This window comes from Bosea sp. Tri-49, from assembly GCF_003952665.1.
GTDB lineage: Bacteria > Pseudomonadota > Alphaproteobacteria > Rhizobiales > Beijerinckiaceae > Allobosea.
Genome location: NZ_CP017947.1, coordinates 331,206 through 348,624, shown reverse-complemented (window position 1 = coordinate 348,624; position 17,419 = coordinate 331,206). Strand labels below are relative to the sequence as shown.

General features: G+C 62.7%; 22 protein-coding genes and 1 pseudogene. 17 read left to right on the top strand and 6 right to left on the bottom strand.

The window, feature by feature from the left end; genetic code table 11:
* Positions 1-2: 2 nt before the first annotated feature.
* From BLM15_RS30680 to BLM15_RS32415, 15 genes and pseudogenes are all read left to right on the top strand, one after another.
* Complete coding sequence (locus BLM15_RS30680) at positions 3-710, top strand: type IV secretion system protein (protein WP_126116692.1); 708 nt, start codon at positions 3-5, stop codon at positions 708-710.
* A 190-nt stretch (positions 711-900) separates the two neighbouring features.
* A complete protein-coding gene (locus tag BLM15_RS30675; protein WP_126116691.1) occupies positions 901-1,095 on the top strand; it encodes a hypothetical protein in 195 nt (64 codons plus the stop codon).
* 8 nt (positions 1,096-1,103) lie between these two features.
* Positions 1,104-2,237 (top strand): TrbL/VirB6 family protein, encoded by a 1,134-nt coding sequence (locus BLM15_RS30670; RefSeq protein WP_126116690.1) that lies wholly within the window; start codon positions 1,104-1,106, stop codon positions 2,235-2,237.
* Positions 2,234-2,950 (top strand): VirB8 family type IV secretion system protein, encoded by a 717-nt coding sequence (locus BLM15_RS30665; protein WP_126116689.1) that lies wholly within the window; start codon positions 2,234-2,236, stop codon positions 2,948-2,950. The genes BLM15_RS30670 and BLM15_RS30665 overlap by 4 nt, the downstream gene beginning before the upstream one ends.
* Entirely contained in the window at positions 2,950-3,741 is a 792-nt protein-coding gene (virB9, locus tag BLM15_RS30660) for a P-type conjugative transfer protein VirB9 (RefSeq protein WP_126116811.1), read from the top strand. Before BLM15_RS30665 ends, virB9 begins: the two co-directional genes overlap by 1 nt.
* Before the next feature lie 9 nt (positions 3,742-3,750).
* On the top strand, positions 3,751-5,097 hold the full coding sequence (virB10, locus tag BLM15_RS30655) for a type IV secretion system protein VirB10 (protein WP_126116688.1): 1,347 nt from the start codon (positions 3,751-3,753) through the stop codon (positions 5,095-5,097).
* Positions 5,060-6,118 carry a P-type DNA transfer ATPase VirB11 gene (virB11, locus tag BLM15_RS30650; protein ID WP_126116687.1) on the top strand — a complete coding sequence of 353 codons (1,059 nt, stop codon included), beginning with the start codon at positions 5,060-5,062 and terminating at the stop codon, positions 6,116-6,118. The genes virB10 and virB11 overlap by 38 nt, the downstream gene beginning before the upstream one ends.
* Positions 6,096-8,246 carry a type IV secretory system conjugative DNA transfer family protein gene (locus tag BLM15_RS30645; protein WP_126116686.1) on the top strand — a complete coding sequence of 717 codons (2,151 nt, stop codon included), beginning with the start codon at positions 6,096-6,098 and terminating at the stop codon, positions 8,244-8,246. The genes virB11 and BLM15_RS30645 overlap by 23 nt, the downstream gene beginning before the upstream one ends.
* A 77-nt stretch (positions 8,247-8,323) precedes the next feature.
* Entirely contained in the window at positions 8,324-8,599 is a 276-nt protein-coding gene (locus tag BLM15_RS30640; RefSeq protein ID WP_126116685.1) for a type II toxin-antitoxin system Phd/YefM family antitoxin, read from the top strand.
* On the top strand, positions 8,599-8,934 hold the full coding sequence (locus BLM15_RS30635) for a type II toxin-antitoxin system RelE/ParE family toxin (RefSeq protein ID WP_126116684.1): 336 nt from the start codon (positions 8,599-8,601) through the stop codon (positions 8,932-8,934). Before BLM15_RS30640 ends, BLM15_RS30635 begins: the two co-directional genes overlap by 1 nt.
* A gap of 439 nt (positions 8,935-9,373) precedes the next feature.
* A complete protein-coding gene (locus BLM15_RS30630) occupies positions 9,374-9,835 on the top strand; it encodes a Pam3-gp28 family putative phage holin (protein WP_126116683.1) in 462 nt (153 codons plus the stop codon).
* Positions 9,836-10,085: 250 nt separating this feature from the next.
* Positions 10,086-10,469, top strand: coding sequence for a hypothetical protein (locus BLM15_RS30625; RefSeq protein WP_126116682.1), 384 nt, complete (start codon positions 10,086-10,088; stop codon positions 10,467-10,469).
* A gap of 409 nt (positions 10,470-10,878) precedes the next feature.
* Positions 10,879-11,070, top strand: coding sequence for a hypothetical protein (locus BLM15_RS31710; protein ID WP_126116681.1), 192 nt, complete (start codon positions 10,879-10,881; stop codon positions 11,068-11,070).
* A gap of 545 nt (positions 11,071-11,615) precedes the next feature.
* Positions 11,616-12,072, top strand: a pseudogene (locus BLM15_RS30615) (ATP dependent DNA ligase).
* 260 nt (positions 12,073-12,332) lie between these two features.
* On the top strand, positions 12,333-12,575 hold the full coding sequence (locus tag BLM15_RS32415) for a DUF6894 family protein (RefSeq protein WP_442859479.1): 243 nt from the start codon (positions 12,333-12,335) through the stop codon (positions 12,573-12,575).
* Positions 12,576-12,680: 105 nt separating this feature from the next.
* Here the strand turns inward: BLM15_RS32415 and BLM15_RS30610 are convergent, their stop codons facing one another.
* From BLM15_RS30610 to BLM15_RS30600, 3 genes are all read right to left on the bottom strand, one after another.
* Positions 12,681-13,190 (bottom strand): ferritin-like domain-containing protein, encoded by a 510-nt coding sequence (locus BLM15_RS30610; RefSeq protein WP_126116810.1) that lies wholly within the window; start codon positions 13,188-13,190, stop codon positions 12,681-12,683.
* Between the two features lie 657 nt (positions 13,191-13,847).
* Positions 13,848-14,360, bottom strand: coding sequence for a YciE/YciF ferroxidase family protein (locus BLM15_RS30605; protein WP_126116680.1), 513 nt, complete (start codon positions 14,358-14,360; stop codon positions 13,848-13,850).
* 39 nt (positions 14,361-14,399) lie between these two features.
* Positions 14,400-15,305: a hypothetical protein gene (locus tag BLM15_RS30600; RefSeq protein WP_126116679.1), complete on the bottom strand. Its 906-nt coding sequence runs from the start codon at positions 15,303-15,305 to the stop codon at positions 14,400-14,402.
* A gap of 193 nt (positions 15,306-15,498) precedes the next feature.
* On the opposite strand from BLM15_RS30600, the gene BLM15_RS30595 reads away from it, so the two are divergent.
* Together BLM15_RS30595 and BLM15_RS30590 are read left to right on the top strand one after the other, a co-directional pair.
* On the top strand, positions 15,499-15,762 hold the full coding sequence (locus tag BLM15_RS30595; RefSeq protein ID WP_126116678.1) for a DksA/TraR family C4-type zinc finger protein: 264 nt from the start codon (positions 15,499-15,501) through the stop codon (positions 15,760-15,762).
* Between the two features lie 72 nt (positions 15,763-15,834).
* Positions 15,835-16,020, top strand: coding sequence for a hypothetical protein (locus BLM15_RS30590; RefSeq protein ID WP_126116677.1), 186 nt, complete (start codon positions 15,835-15,837; stop codon positions 16,018-16,020).
* 177 nt (positions 16,021-16,197) lie between these two features.
* Here BLM15_RS30590 and BLM15_RS30585 read toward each other — a convergent pair whose 3' ends face one another.
* From BLM15_RS30585 to BLM15_RS30575, 3 genes are all read right to left on the bottom strand, one after another.
* On the bottom strand, positions 16,198-16,530 hold the full coding sequence (locus BLM15_RS30585) for a DUF1236 domain-containing protein (RefSeq protein ID WP_126116676.1): 333 nt from the start codon (positions 16,528-16,530) through the stop codon (positions 16,198-16,200).
* 172 nt (positions 16,531-16,702) lie between these two features.
* Positions 16,703-17,011, bottom strand: a complete 309-nt coding sequence (locus tag BLM15_RS30580) for a hypothetical protein (protein WP_126116675.1) — start codon at positions 17,009-17,011, stop codon at positions 16,703-16,705.
* Positions 16,893-17,357, bottom strand: a complete 465-nt coding sequence (locus tag BLM15_RS30575) for a DUF4143 domain-containing protein (protein WP_236846860.1) — start codon at positions 17,355-17,357, stop codon at positions 16,893-16,895. The genes BLM15_RS30580 and BLM15_RS30575 overlap by 119 nt, the downstream gene beginning before the upstream one ends.
* Positions 17,358-17,419: the final 62 nt, after the last annotated feature.

The following is a 17,419-nucleotide window of genomic DNA, read 5'->3' as shown; positions in this document are numbered from 1 at the left end:
CGATGCGCCTCCGCTTGCTGCTCTCAGGCCTTGCGATCGCGATTACCAGTCCGGTCTTCGCGCAGGTCCCGACCCGTGACGGTGCCAATCTCATCAAAGCCCAGGAAATCGCTTCGACGACACGGCAGATCCTCACTGCCGACCAGCAAATCATGCAGTTCACGCAAAAGACGCTGGCCGCCGTCACCGGGGATCGCTCGTCTCAGGCGCAAGGCTCGCTCGCGCAGATGGCGCTCGGCGGTGGCTTCTCCATGGGGTCGGCCCCCTCGCTCGGCTCGGTGATCTCGGGCGGGACGCTGTCTTTCGCCGGAATGGGTTCAGGATCGCAGAATATCGTCTCGACTCTGATCAACGGGCTCCAGCTCGTACAGACGATCACCGGGATGGTGAGCGGCAAGACCCATCCGGTCGACACCGCCTACAAGAACTCCGTGAACGTCGCGGCGACCCTGTCGGGCCTGATCGATTCCACGCAAGGCGCTGTGAAGCAGCGCTCGCAAGCCTTCACCCAAGGCGGCCAGGAGATCGGAAAGGCCCAGGATCTCAAGGGCAGCGTCGACCAGAACACCCAGGTTCAGGTCCAGACCGGCCAGACGATCAACGAGCTCACCGGTACGGTCAACACCGCGGCGGCTGCGGCCAACCAGGCCAATCTCGATCGTCTCGCGGCGGAATCGGCCGTCGCGCGCGCCATGAAGTTCACCCAATGAGGGCCCGATACCGGCAAGATCGTTCTGTGGTGTCTTGGCGGATTGGTCGTCGCCTTCGTCGCGGCTGCGATCGGCTCTTCGGCAGTCCCGTCGAACCGCCCGGCAACACCCGATACCCAGCAAAGTTCGGACGATGCGGCAAAGGCAGCGTCCCGCGCCATGCCTTCACACAGCCGAAGGCGCCGGTGCCGTGATCCTCGCGCGCAGGCTGACGACCCTCGCGCTGCTCGCAGGCCTTCTCGGCGGCTGCGCCTACAAGCCGCTGAAGGCGCCGTGCTCGGCCGACGAGGACGCGGCCTCGATCGCATCCCGCGAGGGCGCCCCATCACTGCCGCTGGCCGCGTTCACCTCACTCACACCCTGCGGCCCGATGCGGCCGATCTGAGGACGACGATGGCCAAGTCCTTCAGCGTCACCACGCTCCTGCAATCTGTCGATCAGATCGGCGAGACTTACGTCTCGAGCGCCTACCAGGCTTTGGCGAACGCCGCGACCTCTGGCGGCGCCACCAGCGTCGCCGGGCTCCTGCTCACGCTCTATGTGATCTTATGGGGTGTCGGCATCTGGCAGGGAACCGCGACCGGCGGCCCGGCCGACCATGCCTTCCGGCTGTTTCGGGCCTTCCTGATCTACGCGCTAGCGACGAGCTGGAGCGACTTCCAGACCCTCGTCTACGACGCGATGAACAGCGGCCCCTCAGCCATCGGCAACGCTCTGCTCAGCGTCGTCACCACCGCCAACAACACCGGTACCTCGGCGAACCTCACCTCGGTCAACGGCGTCCAGAATGCCCTGCAGAACATGTGGGACACGACGAACAGCGCCACCGAAGCCTTCCTGCAGAATGCCGGCATCACAAATTGGGGACCCTACATCTTCGCCGCCGTCTTCTATGTCGCGATGGCGATCCTGATCGGCTTCGCGATCTTCCTGATCATCCTCTCGAAGATGTTCATGTGGCTGCTGCTCGCGCTCGCGCCGGTCTTCATCATCCTGCTGCTGTTCGGCGTGACGAGCCGCTTCTTCAGCGGCTGGCTCGGCGCGATCGCGCAGTATTTCGTGGTGCAGATCCTCGTCTACGCCTTCCTCGCCTTCTACGTCTCGCTGATCCAGCAATCGATCGATGCGCTGAACGGCGTCGCCGGCAGCAAGTCCGCGACCTGGGCGACGATCGGTCCGGTCGTTCTGCTCGCCATCATCGGCATTCTGCTGCTCGCTCAGATCAACAACGTCGCCGCGGCGATCGCCGGCGGCGTTCCTGTCCACGCGCCGCGGATCGGCGCCGTGCTCGCGACCGCGACAGGCTATCGCCTTGGCCTCGCCGCCAACCGGACCCGGCTCGATCTGCGCAATCCGTTCAGACCAGCCTCGCTGTCGCGGCGCGAGGAACTCACCGCCCGTCAGCGTGCCCGCGTCGGCTTGCGCGCGGGCTCCTGGGCCGAGACCCCCGAATTCCGCCGGCTCGCCGACCAGATTCGCAATCAGGCTGCCGCGCCCGGAACCGGCGAGCGAGGAGGGCGGTCATGAGCGAGGTCACCGCATCGGAATCACCTCGGGTCGATCCGCGCTATTACGCCGAGGGCGCGACCTGGGAACATGATCTCGCCCGCCGTAATCGGAATTCACGGGCCCTCGCCTGGATCGTCGCCGCGGTGATGACCGTCGTTGCCGTCGTCGCGCTCGGGCTGCTTGCCTTGCTCGTGCCGCTCAAGACCTACGAGCCCTATATGGTCGTGGTCGACAAGACGACGGGCTTCGTCGAGGTCAAGCGTCCGATGGCCGAGGGCGCGCTGACGCAGGACGAAGCCGTCACCATGTTCAGCGTCGTGCGCTATATCAAGGCGCGCGAGACCTATGATCCGCGTGCACTCAAGGACAATTTCGACCTCGCCCAGCTGCTCTCGGCCGGCGACGCCTCGCGCGAACTCACCGAGATCTATTCGCCGGCGAATCCGAACAATCCGGTCAAGCTGTTCGGCTCGAACACCGAGGTTGCCGTCACCATCAAATCGGTGACCTTCCCGAACCACCGCACGGCCCTGGTGCGCTTCTCGACCGATCAGAAATCGGCGACCAACATCCTGACCCGACACTGGGTCTCGCTCGTGCGCTTCCGCTACACCGCGACACCGATGCGCAACCAATGGCGCTTCGACAATCCGCTCGGATTCCAGGCACTCGAATATCGCCGCGACCAGGAGACGGCTCCGTCACCGGGCACGGCAGGGAGCCAGCCGTGATGCGGCGCACTCTGCTCGGCCTCGCGATCACAGCTCTGACGATCTCCGCAGCCTTCGCCGAGGCGACGCCGCGGCCTGGCCGGATCGACGCCCGGATCCGTGACGTCACCTATAACCGCGACAATGTCACGGCGATCGACGCGAGCTACGGCACCTCGACGATGATCCAGCTTCAGTCCGACGAGAAGATCGAGACGCTGGCGCTTGGCGACGCGATCGCCTGGAAGGTCGAGCCCAACCGCAAGGGCGACATCATCTTCGTCAAGCCGGTCGAGAAGAACGCCCTGTCGAACCTCAATGTCGTCACCACCAAGCGCGTCTATGTCTTCCTGCTGCGCTCGAACACGCACCCCGCACAGGACCAGACCTACGCCGTGCGCTTCCGCTTCCCGGATGACGAGGCCGATGCGCGTCTGCTCGCAACCGCCAAAGATCGCGCGGCCCATCCCAATCTCAAGGCCCTCAACATCGCCAACGCCAATAGCGACTATGGCTATAAGGGCGCCTCGGCCAACAAGCCGATGACGGTGTTCGACGACGGGACCAAGACCTGGTTCCGCTTCGAAGGCGAGACGCCGGCGATCTACATCGTCGACGGCGACCGCAACGAGAGCCTGGTTAATTTCCGAACGGAAGGCCCTTATGTCGTCGTCGACAAGGTCGCGGCGCAGTGGACGCTGCGCAATGGCCAGGATGCGACCTGCATTTTCAACCGCCGCCGCACCAACCTGCACGAGCCCACGGGGCTCGAGCCCTACGCGCCGCAGCGCATCGGCGCCACCGGCAAATGAGGAGAAGCGATGCCGAGCGCTGACGACTATCGCGCTTTCGAGCTGGAGGCCGCGGCCGCGACCTCGGTCGCCCGCGGCCGCACCGTGCTCGGCCGCCTGCTTACGGTCGGCATTCCGGCTGGAGCGCTCGTCGTGGCCGGCTGGCTGCTTTATCGCACGACCAATCAGCGCCCGACCATCATGACCACGCCAGACAAGGAGGAGTTTACGACGACGCAGTTTCCGGCGCCGTCGCTGTCGACGCCGCGGCCCCAGACCGACCAGGGCACGATCGTCATCCCGCAAGCGCCGGTCGAACCGCCGGCTCCTCCGCCACCACCGCCCCAGACGATCCAGCCGCCACCCGCGCCCGAACCTCCCCTCCCGACCGCAGCGGCTAACGACGACGAGGCGCGCCGTCTGGCCGAGTTCGAACGCCAGCGGCTGGCGGAAGAGGAACGCCGCAAATGGGAGCGTCTGCGCGCCCCGCAGGTGATCTCGGACAATAGTGCGACGGCCGCCGGTGCCGGGAATCTTGAGAGCTCATCGGGAACCGCGACGGCCGCAGACGATGATCCCAATCGCCGCTTCCTCGCCTCGGTGTCGGCCGCCGGCGTCGATATCTCGCGCGCAACCAGGAACAATCGGATCGATGCGTTGGTCGCCCAGGGCACGCTGATCCGCGGCGTGCTGGAGACCGCCGTCCAGAGCGACCTGCCCGGCATGGTGCGTGCCGTCGTTACCGAAAATGTCTGGTCGTACGACGGCCGACGCATCCTGATCCCGGCCGGCAGCCGGCTCGTCGGCGAGTACAAATCCGGCCTGACCCGCGGCCAGACCCGTGTCTTCGTCGTCTGGACACGATTGCTGCGTTCCGACGGCGTCTCGATCCAGCTCGGTTCGAACGGCACTGACGATCTCGGCCGGGCCGGCAGCGCCGGCACCGTCGACAACCATTATCTTGAGCGCTTCGGCGCGGCGATCATGCTGTCCCTCGTCGGCGGCGCCGCGCAGTTCCTCAGCGGCTTCGGCCAGAACTACGACAGCACCGGCAATGGCACGGTCGTCACCACGACCGACCCCGTCACTGGCGCGGTCACGCAGACCCAGACCGGCGTCGGGCAGAACCAGCTCTCCCTGCAGGCGAGGCAGATCGCCGCCCAGAATGTCTCGCAAACCTTGACCAACATCGCCCAGGAGGCGCTCAAGAATTCGATCAACATCCCGCCGACGATCCATCTCGACCAGGGTATCCGGATCATCGTCTTCGTCCGGCGGGATCTCGATTTCTCGTCCCTTTATCCCGATCCGGTGAAGGAGGCGCTGCGGGAGCTCAGGCGTGAGCGCACCATCCAGAAACCTCACGGTCTTCCTTGACCGCGCGCTTTCGCCTCTGCGGCCTTGGCTGGACGACGACCAGGTCGTCGAGATCTGCGCCAATGGCCCGGGCGTGATCTGGGTCGAGCGCTTCGGCCAATCCGCGATGGAGCGTCACGACGTTCCGCAACTGACCGAGCAGGCGATCCGCCATCTCGCCGAGCGCATCGCCGGCCATTCCGGGCAGAGTGTCAACGAGGAGCACCCGCTGTTGTCAGCGGCACTTCCGACTGGCGAACGCTTCCAGGGCGTCATTCCGCCGGCGACTACAGCTGGCGGTGCCTTCGCCATCCGCAAGCAGGTGATCAAGGAGATGCGACTCGACGATTACCGCAAGCTCGGCTCGTTCAAGCAGGTGGAGACGGCCGGGGAGGGGTTTCTGACCGAAGCCGACCAGGCGCTCTGCGAGCATCTCGATGCGGGACGGATCGAGGATTTTATCAAGCTCGCCGTGGTCAGTCGGTATTCGATCCTGCTCTCCGGCGGCACCAGCTCAGGCAAGACCACCTTCCTCAACGCGATCCTCAAAGAGGTTCCGGCCGACGAGCGGATCATCACCATCGAGGATACCCGCGAGGTCAGGCCGATCCAGCAGAACTATCTGCCGCTGATCGCCTCGAAAGGCGACCAGGGCGAGGCGCGCATCACCGTCGAGATGCTGCTGCAGGCGTCGCTGCGCCTGCGCCCCGACCGGATCTTCCTCGGCGAGATCCGGGGCGCGGAGGCCTATTCCTTTCTCCGTGCGATCAACACCGGCCATCCCGGCAGCATCACCACGGTTCATGCCGACAGCCCCACCGGCGCCTTCGAGCAGCTTGCACTCATGGTGATGCAGGCCGGGCTCGGCCTGAAGCGCGAGGAGATTATCGCCTACATCAAGTCGGTCCTGCCGATCGTGATCCAGCAGACCAAGATCGGCGGCTGGCGCGGCACGTCGGCGATTTATTTCGCGCGGATGGCGGAATGGCCCAAGGAGCGCCAGGGAGAGGAGGGGGGCCATGGCGCGCATCGTCGTCTATAGGATCGGCATTGCCATCCTGGCGCTGATTGCCTTCTGGCTGCTCTGGGGCCTCGCCTATGAGGTGGTTGTTGGCCTGCGCTGGGCGCCGTCGCGGTTTCCGAGCGAAGGATCGCAGCGTTGGGCCTTGCTTCGGATGCAGAACGCCGACCGCTCCTCTGATTTCGCCTTCATCGCCTGGCGGCACTTCCATGAGCGGCTGATCTTTCCGCCGACCCGCACCGAGGCGCTGATCCGTGCCGGCTATGCTGCCGGCGCCGTCGTCGCGCTCGGTGTCGGCCTCGTCGTCATCGGGCTGATCAATCGTCGGCAGATGCCGTTTGGCGCGGCCCGCTTCGGAACCTTCATGGAGGCCGCGAAACAGGGCCTCACCGCCAAAAGAGGCATCATCCTCGGCACGCTGAACGGCGTCACCATCCGCTCGGACGAGCCGGCTCATATCCTCGTCGTCGGACCGTCCCGGTCGGGCAAGGGCACCGGCTTTGTGCTGCCGAACGGCTATCTCTGGCAGGGCTCGGCCGTGTTCTTCGATCCAAAGCGCGAGAATTTCGAAGCCCTCGCCGGCCACCGGCAGCAGCAGGGCAACAAGGTCTTCATGTTCTCGCCGGGCTCACCCGATACCCATCGCTACAATCCGCTCGATTTCGTGCGCCGCGACGAGCGTATGGCAACGGACTGCCTTGTCGTCGCGAGCTTTGTTATTCCCGAAAAGGCCGACGACACTTGGGCCGGGGCAGGGCGCCTCCTGCTCTCGGCGCTGATCGGGTACGTACTCTCGTCGCCGCTGACGGCCGCCGCACAGCACATGCGCAGCGTTGCGCGCATGACGACGACCGGCAAGGACATCTCGACCGTCCTGCGGGCGATCGTGAAGACTGAAAGCGAGCATCTGCCGACCTGGGTCGTCGACAGCTTCAACCAGTACATCGCGCTCGAGCCGGAAACCCGCAACAGCGCCGTGTTCAACATCAACATGGCGATGAGCCTGTGGAACAACGGACTGATTTCGGCCGCGACCGAGACCTCCGACTTCGACATCCGCGCATTGCGCCGCTACCCGATGACCATCTTCATCGGCTGCAGCATCGCGGAACTCGCGATCTTCCGGCCGCTGATCCGCATCCTGTTCCAGCAGATCCACGACCTGCTGATGGAAAAAATCCCAGGGCCCGACGAACCGCATCAGGTCCTGCTCATGCTCGATGAGTTCTACCATGTCGGGCGGATGGACTCGCTGATCTCGAAAATCACGATCTCCGCCGGCTATGGCTTCCGCATGGCGATTATTATGCAGGACATCGCCCAGCTCGACGAACTCTATGGCCGCAACACCCGCATCACCACGGTCTCGGGCTCGCAGATCAAGCTGTTCATCCAGATCAACGACCTGGAAACCTCGGGATTCGTGTCGGAGATGCTCGGCGAGACCACGCAGATCTACAAGACGCCGGTCATGCGGCCCGGGCAGGGGGTCTTCTCGCCACGCGTCTGGGCACCGCACTACACGCCGCGCCCGCTCCGAAGCCCGCTCGAGCTGCGCGAGATGTCGGCGCGGCTCTCGATCCTGATGGTGAAGAACTCCCCATCGTTCGAGCTCACCAAGATTCGGCACTATCGCGACAAGCCGTATCGCCGGCTCTATGAGGCCGCGAAGGGGTCTCCACCCGCACTGCCGCGCCTCGATGGCTGGCTGGATAAGCCACTTGGCGGGACGATCAGCCCATCGGCGCATGCGCGGCAAAGCGAAACGGAGCAGCTCCCCAGAACCGCTGCAAAGGCCGAGCGGGCGGCCTCGGAGAGAGCACCGGCAAACTGGAAACCTCCGGATATGTCGCCAGTCACCATGACCAGCCCCACGCAGCGGACAGAGCCCGTCAAGGCCTCTGCACCTCGGGTGAGTACGAAGCCTTCCGGGGAATTGAGCCTCGGGACACCGCCGGCGCCGGTCGGCGAAGATTGCGATCTGCGCGGGATCATCGCGGCTGCCGGGGACGAACAGGAGGCGACCTTCGCCATAATGATGCAGGCTCTTGGCGAACCGTCTTCTACAAGCAGTTCCGTCGCTCAAGCTGCGGAAAACCTCAAGAGCCTGCAGCGCGGGTTTGGCGATGCCGACAGATCGGCCACTTGAGCTCAGACCGTACGATTAGCTCTTGCGGCCCGCACGCGCTCAGACTAAATTCGGTCTGAATTTAGATCGAGGCAGCCATGCGATACTCGGCCCAGGTCAAACCGATCAGCTATTTGAAGGCCAATGCAGCCGATATCCTTTTAAGCCTCGCCGAGAAGCGGGAGCCCATGGTGATCACGCAGAATGGCGAAGCCAGGGCCGTTATCCAGGACGTCGCCTCTTTCGAGCAGACGCAAGAGACGCTCGCACTGCTAAAGCTGCTAGCCATCGGCAATCAGGATATCGATGCCGGCAAGACCTCGCCCGTTCGCGGCGTTGTCGAAAGGTTGCGCGCAAAAGCGGCCGATCGTTGATGAAGGAAGGCCGCTTCGAGGTCGAACTGACGCGAGGCGCCGAAGATGACCTCGAATCCATTCACCGATACCTGCTGGAACACCGTTCAAGGGAGGCGGCCGAGTCGTTGCTCGACGCATTCCTCGAGAAAATCCATACACTGGAACACCACCCGGAGCGAGGTAGCTTTCCCAGGGTACTCGAGGTGCTGGGGGTTCGGGAATTCCGGCAGATTCTGCTCGATCCTTACCGCCTGATCTATCGCGTCAGCGGCAATAAGGTCTTTATCCTCGTTGTCGCCGATGGTCGTCGCGACCTACAAGCGTTGCTTGAGCGCCGCTTACTTGGTCGGTGAGATCGGGCTATGCTCCGCAGTTCTTCGAGCCCTTTTGCCGGATGCATATTGTTTGCGATTCCATGCGGTGGACGGCTACATCCAGCCCGCTCACGCACCGGAACCCAACAGACATGAAATCGCTTCTAGGTTCCATAAGATACCTTATGCGAATCTACATTTGCCAGAGAACAGATATTGGCGCTGCCCGTGTCGTAATTTCATGAATCCTGCATTGAGCGTTTTTTGATTCCTGCATTGGCCACCGCACATTCCCTCTCCGGCTAGGCCGGGAGGTCGACCCGGTACTTCCTGGCCCGCAGGTCGAAGGCGTCCAGGCCGCCTTCCATGATGGCGGTGATCGCTTCCCGGATCTCCGGCGTCTCGATGGCTCACCAAATTGAAGTTGATGCATATTGTTATGCCGACAAGGGGCAACCACGGCCAGACGTGTCTGGCCATGCAGAAATACACGCAAGCGGATCAGAGAATCGGCAGGGCTAGGGCGGTTCCGATCGCGATCACCAGCGCCACCCTGAGCCACATCGCGCGCAGGTTATTGGCCATCAACTTTTCCATCACGATCGCAACGCCCTCACCGCGCACCGCCGGCGACGGTAGCGGCGAATTTACGTTTCGTCACCTCCAGGAGAACATCATAAGCGAACAGATCCTCAGCTTCTTGCGCACCCTCGTGCAGAGCGCTGCAGGCGCCCTTGCTGCAAAGGGCTTCATCGATGCCTCCGGCGAGCTGGTGATCGTCGCCTTCGTTATGTGGGCAATCCCAACGGCCTGGAGCCTCTACGTCCGCCGCAAGGCCGGCCTTGTCGCATCGGCTGCCGTCTTGCCAGAGGTGACGAAGATCGTCACCACGGCCGATATCGCAACGACGGTCGATGATCCCGCGGTGACGACCCGCTGACGCGCCGCGACAGGAGACGACACCTATCAGGCCGCGCCAGACCGGTGATCGCCCCGGGGCATATGTCGGATGGTCGCAAAGTGATCGGGAAGAGCTGGGTATCCTGCGCACCCGCGTTTCTGGGATCGAGCGAGACATCCAGGATCTCAACCAGGCCTTCCAGACGCAATTCGGGGCATTGAACGGTGCGATCTCAGGGCTGGCGACCAAGATCGAGGAGCGCGGTCGGCCGCAGTGGACGATCATGATCATGTCGGCCGGCTTCCTGCTCGCGTTCATGACCTCGATCGGGACGCTTGCCTATCTGCCAATCCGCAGCTCCACAGAGCGGCTTGAGGTCGGGGTCGAGAAGCTGCGCGATGCCGCCGTCACACGCGGCGAGCTCGATGTGCGATCGGCGCGAACGCTGACGGACCTGTCGCGTCTGCGCGAAGATGTCCAGGCAGTCGACCGGGTGACCGTTGCTCGCGGTGAACATGAAGAGAAGTGGCGTGGCCACTACCGCCAGATCGAGAGCGTGCAGCGGCAGATCGACAATCTGGAGCGCTTCAACACCGACCTCGTCAGCGCGCGCGACTTCCTCAAGAACCTCGACGATCGGATGCGTACTTTGGAGCGACGCGGACCCTCGTGAGCTGCTGGAACCGGTTGATCCACAGCGCGTTCCAAAGGTCTCCTTGACCAAGCCAACTCAGCCCCGCTGGCACTGCCGGCGGGGCGTTTTCTTTTCAGCCAAAGAGACTGCTAAGGATTGAGGACTTGCCAGCACGCAAACCCGATCACGGCAACAGCTGCCGTATAGAGCCATCCAACAGGCACTGTCATATCGAGTCTCGAATTGCCGCGGCTACAAAGGTAACCCCCGTTCGTTCCAAACGGAATTGGTTCGTTCGGTGATGCTTACACGGTTGTGAACTGCTGTTCACATTCCCCTGGGCGGTGTCACTCGTGCACGTCCAATTTCAAAAACTTGAAAGCCCGATGCTTGCGCTAATTCCACCCCCGAGCTGACACCTTGGGGGAAGGAGATGCCATTTTCATCATTGACCGATCCCGTCAAGCTAGCTCGGGCGGGCGCGGCACTGGATGCTGCATTGGCTCAGATCAAATCGAGCATTCCTCAGGCGCACACTGAGCGAGAGCGGACGCGGCTGGCCTATATCGTGGCGAGCTTCGCCACTCTTGCCGAAGATCTGGCCCGGCGAGCTCTTGAACGGTTTCGACAAAGCCCCTGACGCCTTGCCCCGCTAGCACACTCGCGCGGGGCTTATTTGGTTCGGGCATGGGGTCTTAAACGAAACTCCAGAGCGTACGGCACCGCACGATGGCTGTTTCCCTGCACGTCACCCGGATCAAAGGACGTCGTAGCGAGTTCAGGTTGCGGCGCCCGGCTGGTCCCGAGCGCCACGCCCCTCGTCGATATGGCACGCTGCCCAGCCGCATCGTCGGCGAGGGGCTGTTGGGCTCCTCATGGCGGCTTTTTCTTTCCTCGTGACGTGCTAGCCTGAGCGCGGCGTCCCACCAGCGCCATGCCTCTCGCTGATCCAGTCGCTCCCCAGCACATGCCGGCGAGAGGCATCCATTTTAAGCCCCGTCGGCAACCCCGGCGGGGCTCTTTCGTCTTACTGTGGTGGGCGCACGTCCGCGTGCCGCTGATCCATTTTCGCGAGCGCGGATTGCAGTTTGGCCAAGGTCAGTGAATCGAAGAGCAGGTCGACGTCGGTGCTGCCATCGATCGCGAGCTTTATAATCACCCCCAGAAGCGGACGGCGCGGCATTCCTGGTAGAGGCCTGCCGGCTCAGTCTTGAAGGCATTATCGCCAAACGGCGCGACGCGCCCTATCGCCCCCGCCGCGGTGGTGACTGGCTCAAGATCAAATGCATCCAGTCGGACACCTTCCTTATCATCGGCTATGAGCCGTCCAGCGCGGCGCTTGGCGGCATCGGCCGGCTGCTGCTTGCGGCACATGGCAACTACGGCCTGGCCTATGTCGGCAGCGTTGGGACGGGCTTCACGAATGCGAGCGCAACCGCAATTCGCAAGCAGCTCGACCGGATCACTGCAACGTCGCCGCGGGGCTCGTGGCCTGAGCCGCAAGGGCGTCGTCTGCGTCAAGCCAAAGCTCGCAGCTGAGATCACCTATCGCGGCTGGACGCATGACGAAAAGCTGCGGCACGCATCGTTCAAGGGTCCCCGCGAGAAGGCCGACGAGGCAAAAATCTATAGGCTGCCCTAGTGGTGGAACTGTCTTTGACATCGACGGCCGGAAAAGGCGCCCAATGAATTAGCCGTTGTCTCCATGTCGCTTTGGACATGACCGTGCGCAACGCTCCCTGACGCGGAGCCGGTTAGGGAAGCGACTGAGAGCGCAGGAACTTCTGACCTGAGCGGGCGTTTCACTCGCAACCCCATGGTGTGTCAAAGTAAAAGGCCCCGCCAGCCTCACAAGCCGGCGGGACCGAATGTTTTGGCGCGTGACAACTCAGTGGCTTTGGTGTGCCCCGTTACTATCTCGATTATCAGGACAGCTTCCACGACCTGGTCGATGTGGATGGCAGGGAGTTGGATAATGATAGACACGCCGCGGTTGCGGCGCGATCAATGTTAGCTGGGCGTGCCTGCTTGGAAATTCTGAGGGGTACAGACGCGGTCATTTCCGTTCGCGTGCGGCGAGGGCCGACGCCACTCTTTTGCGTGAGGCTGGTCATCACCGAAGAGCGCATTTATCTCAATGGCTGATCCAGCCCGCTTGCTCTTCGGAGCGATTGGAGCAATTACGATCTGCGTGATGAAGCGGGCCAGATGCCGTCGTGATGCCGGCGGCAAGCTGTACGGGTCCACCGCCTAATGCTTCGCCTGGACCCCATCCATTTCGTCGCGAGCCAGGTATTTTGCCGTCACGGCCGGAAGATTGTCAGCAAGCCAAGATGCCATGGCTTCCTCTTCCCCCATAATGCGCGCACAAACGGCACTGGTCTCAGGATCGCCAACGGCGTCGGATGCCGTGATCAGGGTGCGATAGGCAGCAATCTCCATATGCTCGAACGTGTAGCCTGCCATCGAGCTCTTGATGATCTCATCTCCGACGAACGCGCCGCTCAATCCCTGGCCCATGGCCACGAACTTGGCGGTGAAATCTTTCACTATCGATGTGTCGCCGCCGCGCCTCTCGATACAGCTTTCAATTTGTGAAGCCTGTCGCTTAGTTTCGACTAGGTGTTCCTCGATTTTTTCTTTGAGCTCGGGATAATTTTCGATGCGGCCGGCTAAGGCCGACAGCATCGTGATTGCCTGCTGCTCCATCGCATGCGCGTCGCGCAGCCAGTCCATCAGATGATCTTCGCGATTAGTCATGGTCTTCGCTCCAATTGCGAGGGTAGTCGGGCCCGGCGCGGCATGGGAGGAAACCGGCGCGTGGCTGGCGATGCCGATGGCCACCATACGAGCGCTTCCGTGAACTCTGCTTTGCCGGAGCCTGACCTTGTGATGGCAATACTTGTTGGGGCCTGTCTGGTTCCACTCCGTAGTGGAACTACCGCGCGCTGGCCCTACGCCTCATTGATAACGCGCCGCCGGCAACGCGCTACGATCTAGCGGTCGCTGCCAACGGCTTATTCAAGGATGCGGAGGCTTGTCTGGTCTGCGCTGACCCTGTTCATACGCTGAAGCGGTACATTCCATGATTAATGCCCGCTTAGACATCTCGCTGGTTTCATTGAACGTCATGAGGCAAAAGGCGCGGTGGCTGATGCTGCTCACTTCATCAACGTAGCATTCGCAGAACAGCTCCCGTGGCACTTCATAGGGTAGCATCGCAGTGTCGAGGCAATCTTCCAGAGCCGCCTTATGACCCGGGCGTGTCCCAGCGTCCATATGCAGATGATCCCTAAACCCAGCGCTACGGAGATCAGGACCAGGGCGCCTTTATGCATTCTTGACCAACAGCTATTGAGGCTTGAGTAAGCAAGGCCTGCCGAGTGCCGCTCAACAGGCCTTGCACGCTATCGGGCCTCAGGCTGCCTTCGCCTTCGCGACGGCGGCTGAGTTCGTCGAGCTGCTGATCTGCGTCAGCAACTCATCGGTCTTGGTCTCCTCGGCGAGAGTTGCCTCAAGGAGGGCCACAGCGTCCTTGTGGCCGAGCTGCTGGGCCCATGATTTGAGCGTGCCGTAGCGGGTCATCTCATAGTGCTCGACCGCCTGGGCCGAGGCCACCAGCCCAGCATCGAGTGCGGGGCTGTCGGCGTAGTCTTCCATCACCGCCTTGCCTTCCTCGAGAATGCCGAGGATGGCGTCGCAGGTCTTGCCGCGGGGCGCCTTCCCGATCGCATCGAAGACACCGCTGAGACGCTCGACATGACCCTCGGTCTCGGTACGATGGGTCTCGAAAGCCTTCTTCAGCTCGGCAGAATTGGCGGCCTTCGCCATTTTGGGCAGTGCCTTCAGGATCTGCTTTTCGGCGTAGTAGACGTCCTTGAGCATGTCGTGGAACAGGTCATCGAGGGCTTTGGGCGTGTTCGTGGCCATGGGTCTCTCCGGGTTAGTGAGGGATGTTTAGGTTGGTGATCAGACTTCGGCCTTGTCGCGTGCGCGGCCACCGACAGTCGCGCCATAGCTCGACGCCAGCGCGCCGATCAGCATCGCGATGAAGGATGCCAGGGCGAACGAGGCAGCACCTTTACGAGCTGCGTCAGCCGCTTCGCGCGCGGTCTGCTCCGCCTTGGCGGCGGTCTCCTTCGTCTTAGCGATGGCGTCGTTGATGCGCTTTTCAGCGTCGGGCTGGCTGATGCCCGTCTGCGCCGCGATTACGTTCGCGACGTACGCCTTGTCGGGCGGTGCGATGTCACCATTGCGGATGCTCATCGCAAGGATACGGCCGACCTCGGCGCGCGCGGGGGCTGTGTCGGTCGATGTCGGAGCCGGGCGATCCGCACGGAACAGGGTGTCGGTCAGGTAAGCGGACGGGTCGAGGTTCGAAAGATCGAGCCGACCGGCTGCCTGGCTTGCTGCACCGGATACGGCCGAACCGACGCTCGATGCGGCGCTGGCGCCAAGGCGAGCCGTGCCGCCAATGATCGCCGAGGCGGCCGACGCAAGCAGAACGGCGCTGACAATCGCGCTGACGGCCCAGGTCATGAAGCCGTGAGCGGTATCGCGGAAAGAGACCTCGTTGGTGTGCACGCCGACGCGCTTGGTCCGAAGCCGACCGGCGAGGTAGCCGCCGGCTCCTGCAGCGATAAGATGAACGAGAGCCAGCCAGGTCACCGCGCCGATGCCGAACGTCGTGGCGGTGACGCCGGCGTTCGTCCAGGGCGAGATCGATGTGAAGCCGAGGCCAGCGCCCGCTGCGAGCAGCATCAGGGAGATCGACGCGCTGACGACGGCACCTCCCAGGACCGCGCCCCACGATACTGCGGAGGACGCGCGCGCAATCGGGCCATCGGCGAGGCCGCTAGCGGTGTAGTCTGTCATGGCTAAAACACTTTAAGGGCGTCGCTAGCGCAGCGATCGCGTTACATGCGGCACGTTGGCCGTTCGATGCCGGTGCAACGGCCGAACGCTTGATCTGTTCCACTTCGCGTTATCGGTTTCGATGGTCCGAGGCCCCAACAATGGAACCATTGCGATCATCCTCGATTGATGCAGTTCGGTAGAGGGCATTGTGATGGCGAGCGGATGGGCTCCAGACGGGGCAGTTCAGGATCAGATCGACGACTCGGTGACGGACGCCGTGCGGCTAGCGCGGGCCAAGCTTCCAAGCGGGCTTGGCGAAACTCACTGTCAGGTATGCGGCGATGAGATCCCGGAGGCCAGGCGAAAGGCCATGCCGGGGGCTCGCACCTGCGTCGATTGCCAGTCGGGAATTGACCGGCGCCCGGAATTCGGTGGCATCAATCGACGCGGCAGCAAGGATAGTCAGCTGAAGTGACTGGTAGAGCTGCAGGCTGCACGGAACCCTTCATCGCAAAGCTGGTTGCCTCCTGAGACAAGGAGGTAAGCCGTGAGCAAGCAACCACCGATCCCGCCTGCCAATCGCAGCGACAAGGGTCGGGGCGAGCCCGGCCATCAGGGTACGGATCCCCACAAGGCCGAACCGAATGATCGGCCGTCCAACACCGCCTCGCAAGGACAACAGGGTAATACCAAGATCAATACCACCCACCAGGGCCACCAGCAGGACCGGTGAGGCAGCCATCTTCAAGCGTCGATGAATCCGGCGAGCAAACTATAGCGTGGCCCGGCCTTCGAGGTCGGGCTTCGTCTGTAGCCATAATCACGATACTCGAACGATAAAACCCGCTCCCTAGGGAGCGGGCCGTATGGCTAGGCCACTCAGCGCGTGCCGCGCGCCGGCCCGCAGTCATCACTCGATGATCTGGACAATCCGGCCGGTGCTCGGCTCAACCAGCACGGTACGATCATTCACGACCGTATAGCGATATCCGCTGACACCGTACTCCGCCGGCACGTCGCGATAGGTTACGCCTTGCTGCGGCAGAACGGTGCCGACAGAGAGCGGCTGAGCGTAGCTGTAGGAAGTCGGGCGTTGGGTGACCACGTACTGTTTGAAGCGCGGCGCGAGTTCGCTGCGCATCGACGGCGGTTCCGGCAACCCGTTGGGCTGGCCCTGGCCCTGAGCCATAGCGGTCGCAGGCAGCAGTATGAGTCCGGCGGCAAAGATGGCGTTCCTGAGCATAGGATGTTCCTTCGTGCACGGTGAAGCCGAAGGTTGCCCTTAGCTATCCCTCAGCTCGAAGAACTGCACCCAGCTTGGTATGTTCCCGACCGCGCCCCTTCACGTCGTGGTGGCCAGGGCAAGTGCGGCGCAGGATCAGACCCGGCGTCATTGCGCCGCTTGATCCACCACGCTACTGCCGAGGCTGACCCATGCGGAGCGTCTCGCGGATCACCATGCTGAACTGCTCGACGGCGCGCTCGCGAATCTCCGCTTCGCCGATGTCGTTGACTTTTCGCTTCTCGGCCGCCTCCTTGAGAAGCATCTCGGCGATTATCAGTGCGGCCTTCTCCGTCAGCTCGGCTCCGTCGACATCCTCGCCGCTAATCGTCTTGCTGACGAGCAGGATCGTTCGAGTGAACCCCTGCATGACGTGCTGAGCCATGTGGAGCTGGTCGACCAGCTGGGCCTTGTGCATGTCCGCGAGTTCGGTCTGGTCCATATGCAACTCCCTCGATATCTTGACTCCGTCTTGGCTCATACGTTCTAGTTATGTTCTCATAAGAGGGCAACTCACCCTGCGGGAGAAAAAGTGGCTTTTCGTGCAGGAATTTCCACTCCGCGACAGCCCGGGTTGTTTCACTGAATGGCGTCGCGCGGTCATGGTCTTGACGCACGAAACCTTGGATGAATTTATCGCCCGCCGCCTCCTGCAGCTTCTTCAGACCTGAAAAGTCCTTGGGCCTGAGCGTTACGGCGGCTTTGACCTCGATTCCGACGATCCGCCCGCGTCGATTTTCAAGCACGAGATCAACCTCATCCTGCTCCCGCGTCCGGAAATGCGACAGCGGCGCGCCCCTTTCGCTCCAGGTCAGAAGCTTGCCGAGGCGTCAAAACGAAGATCTACCGT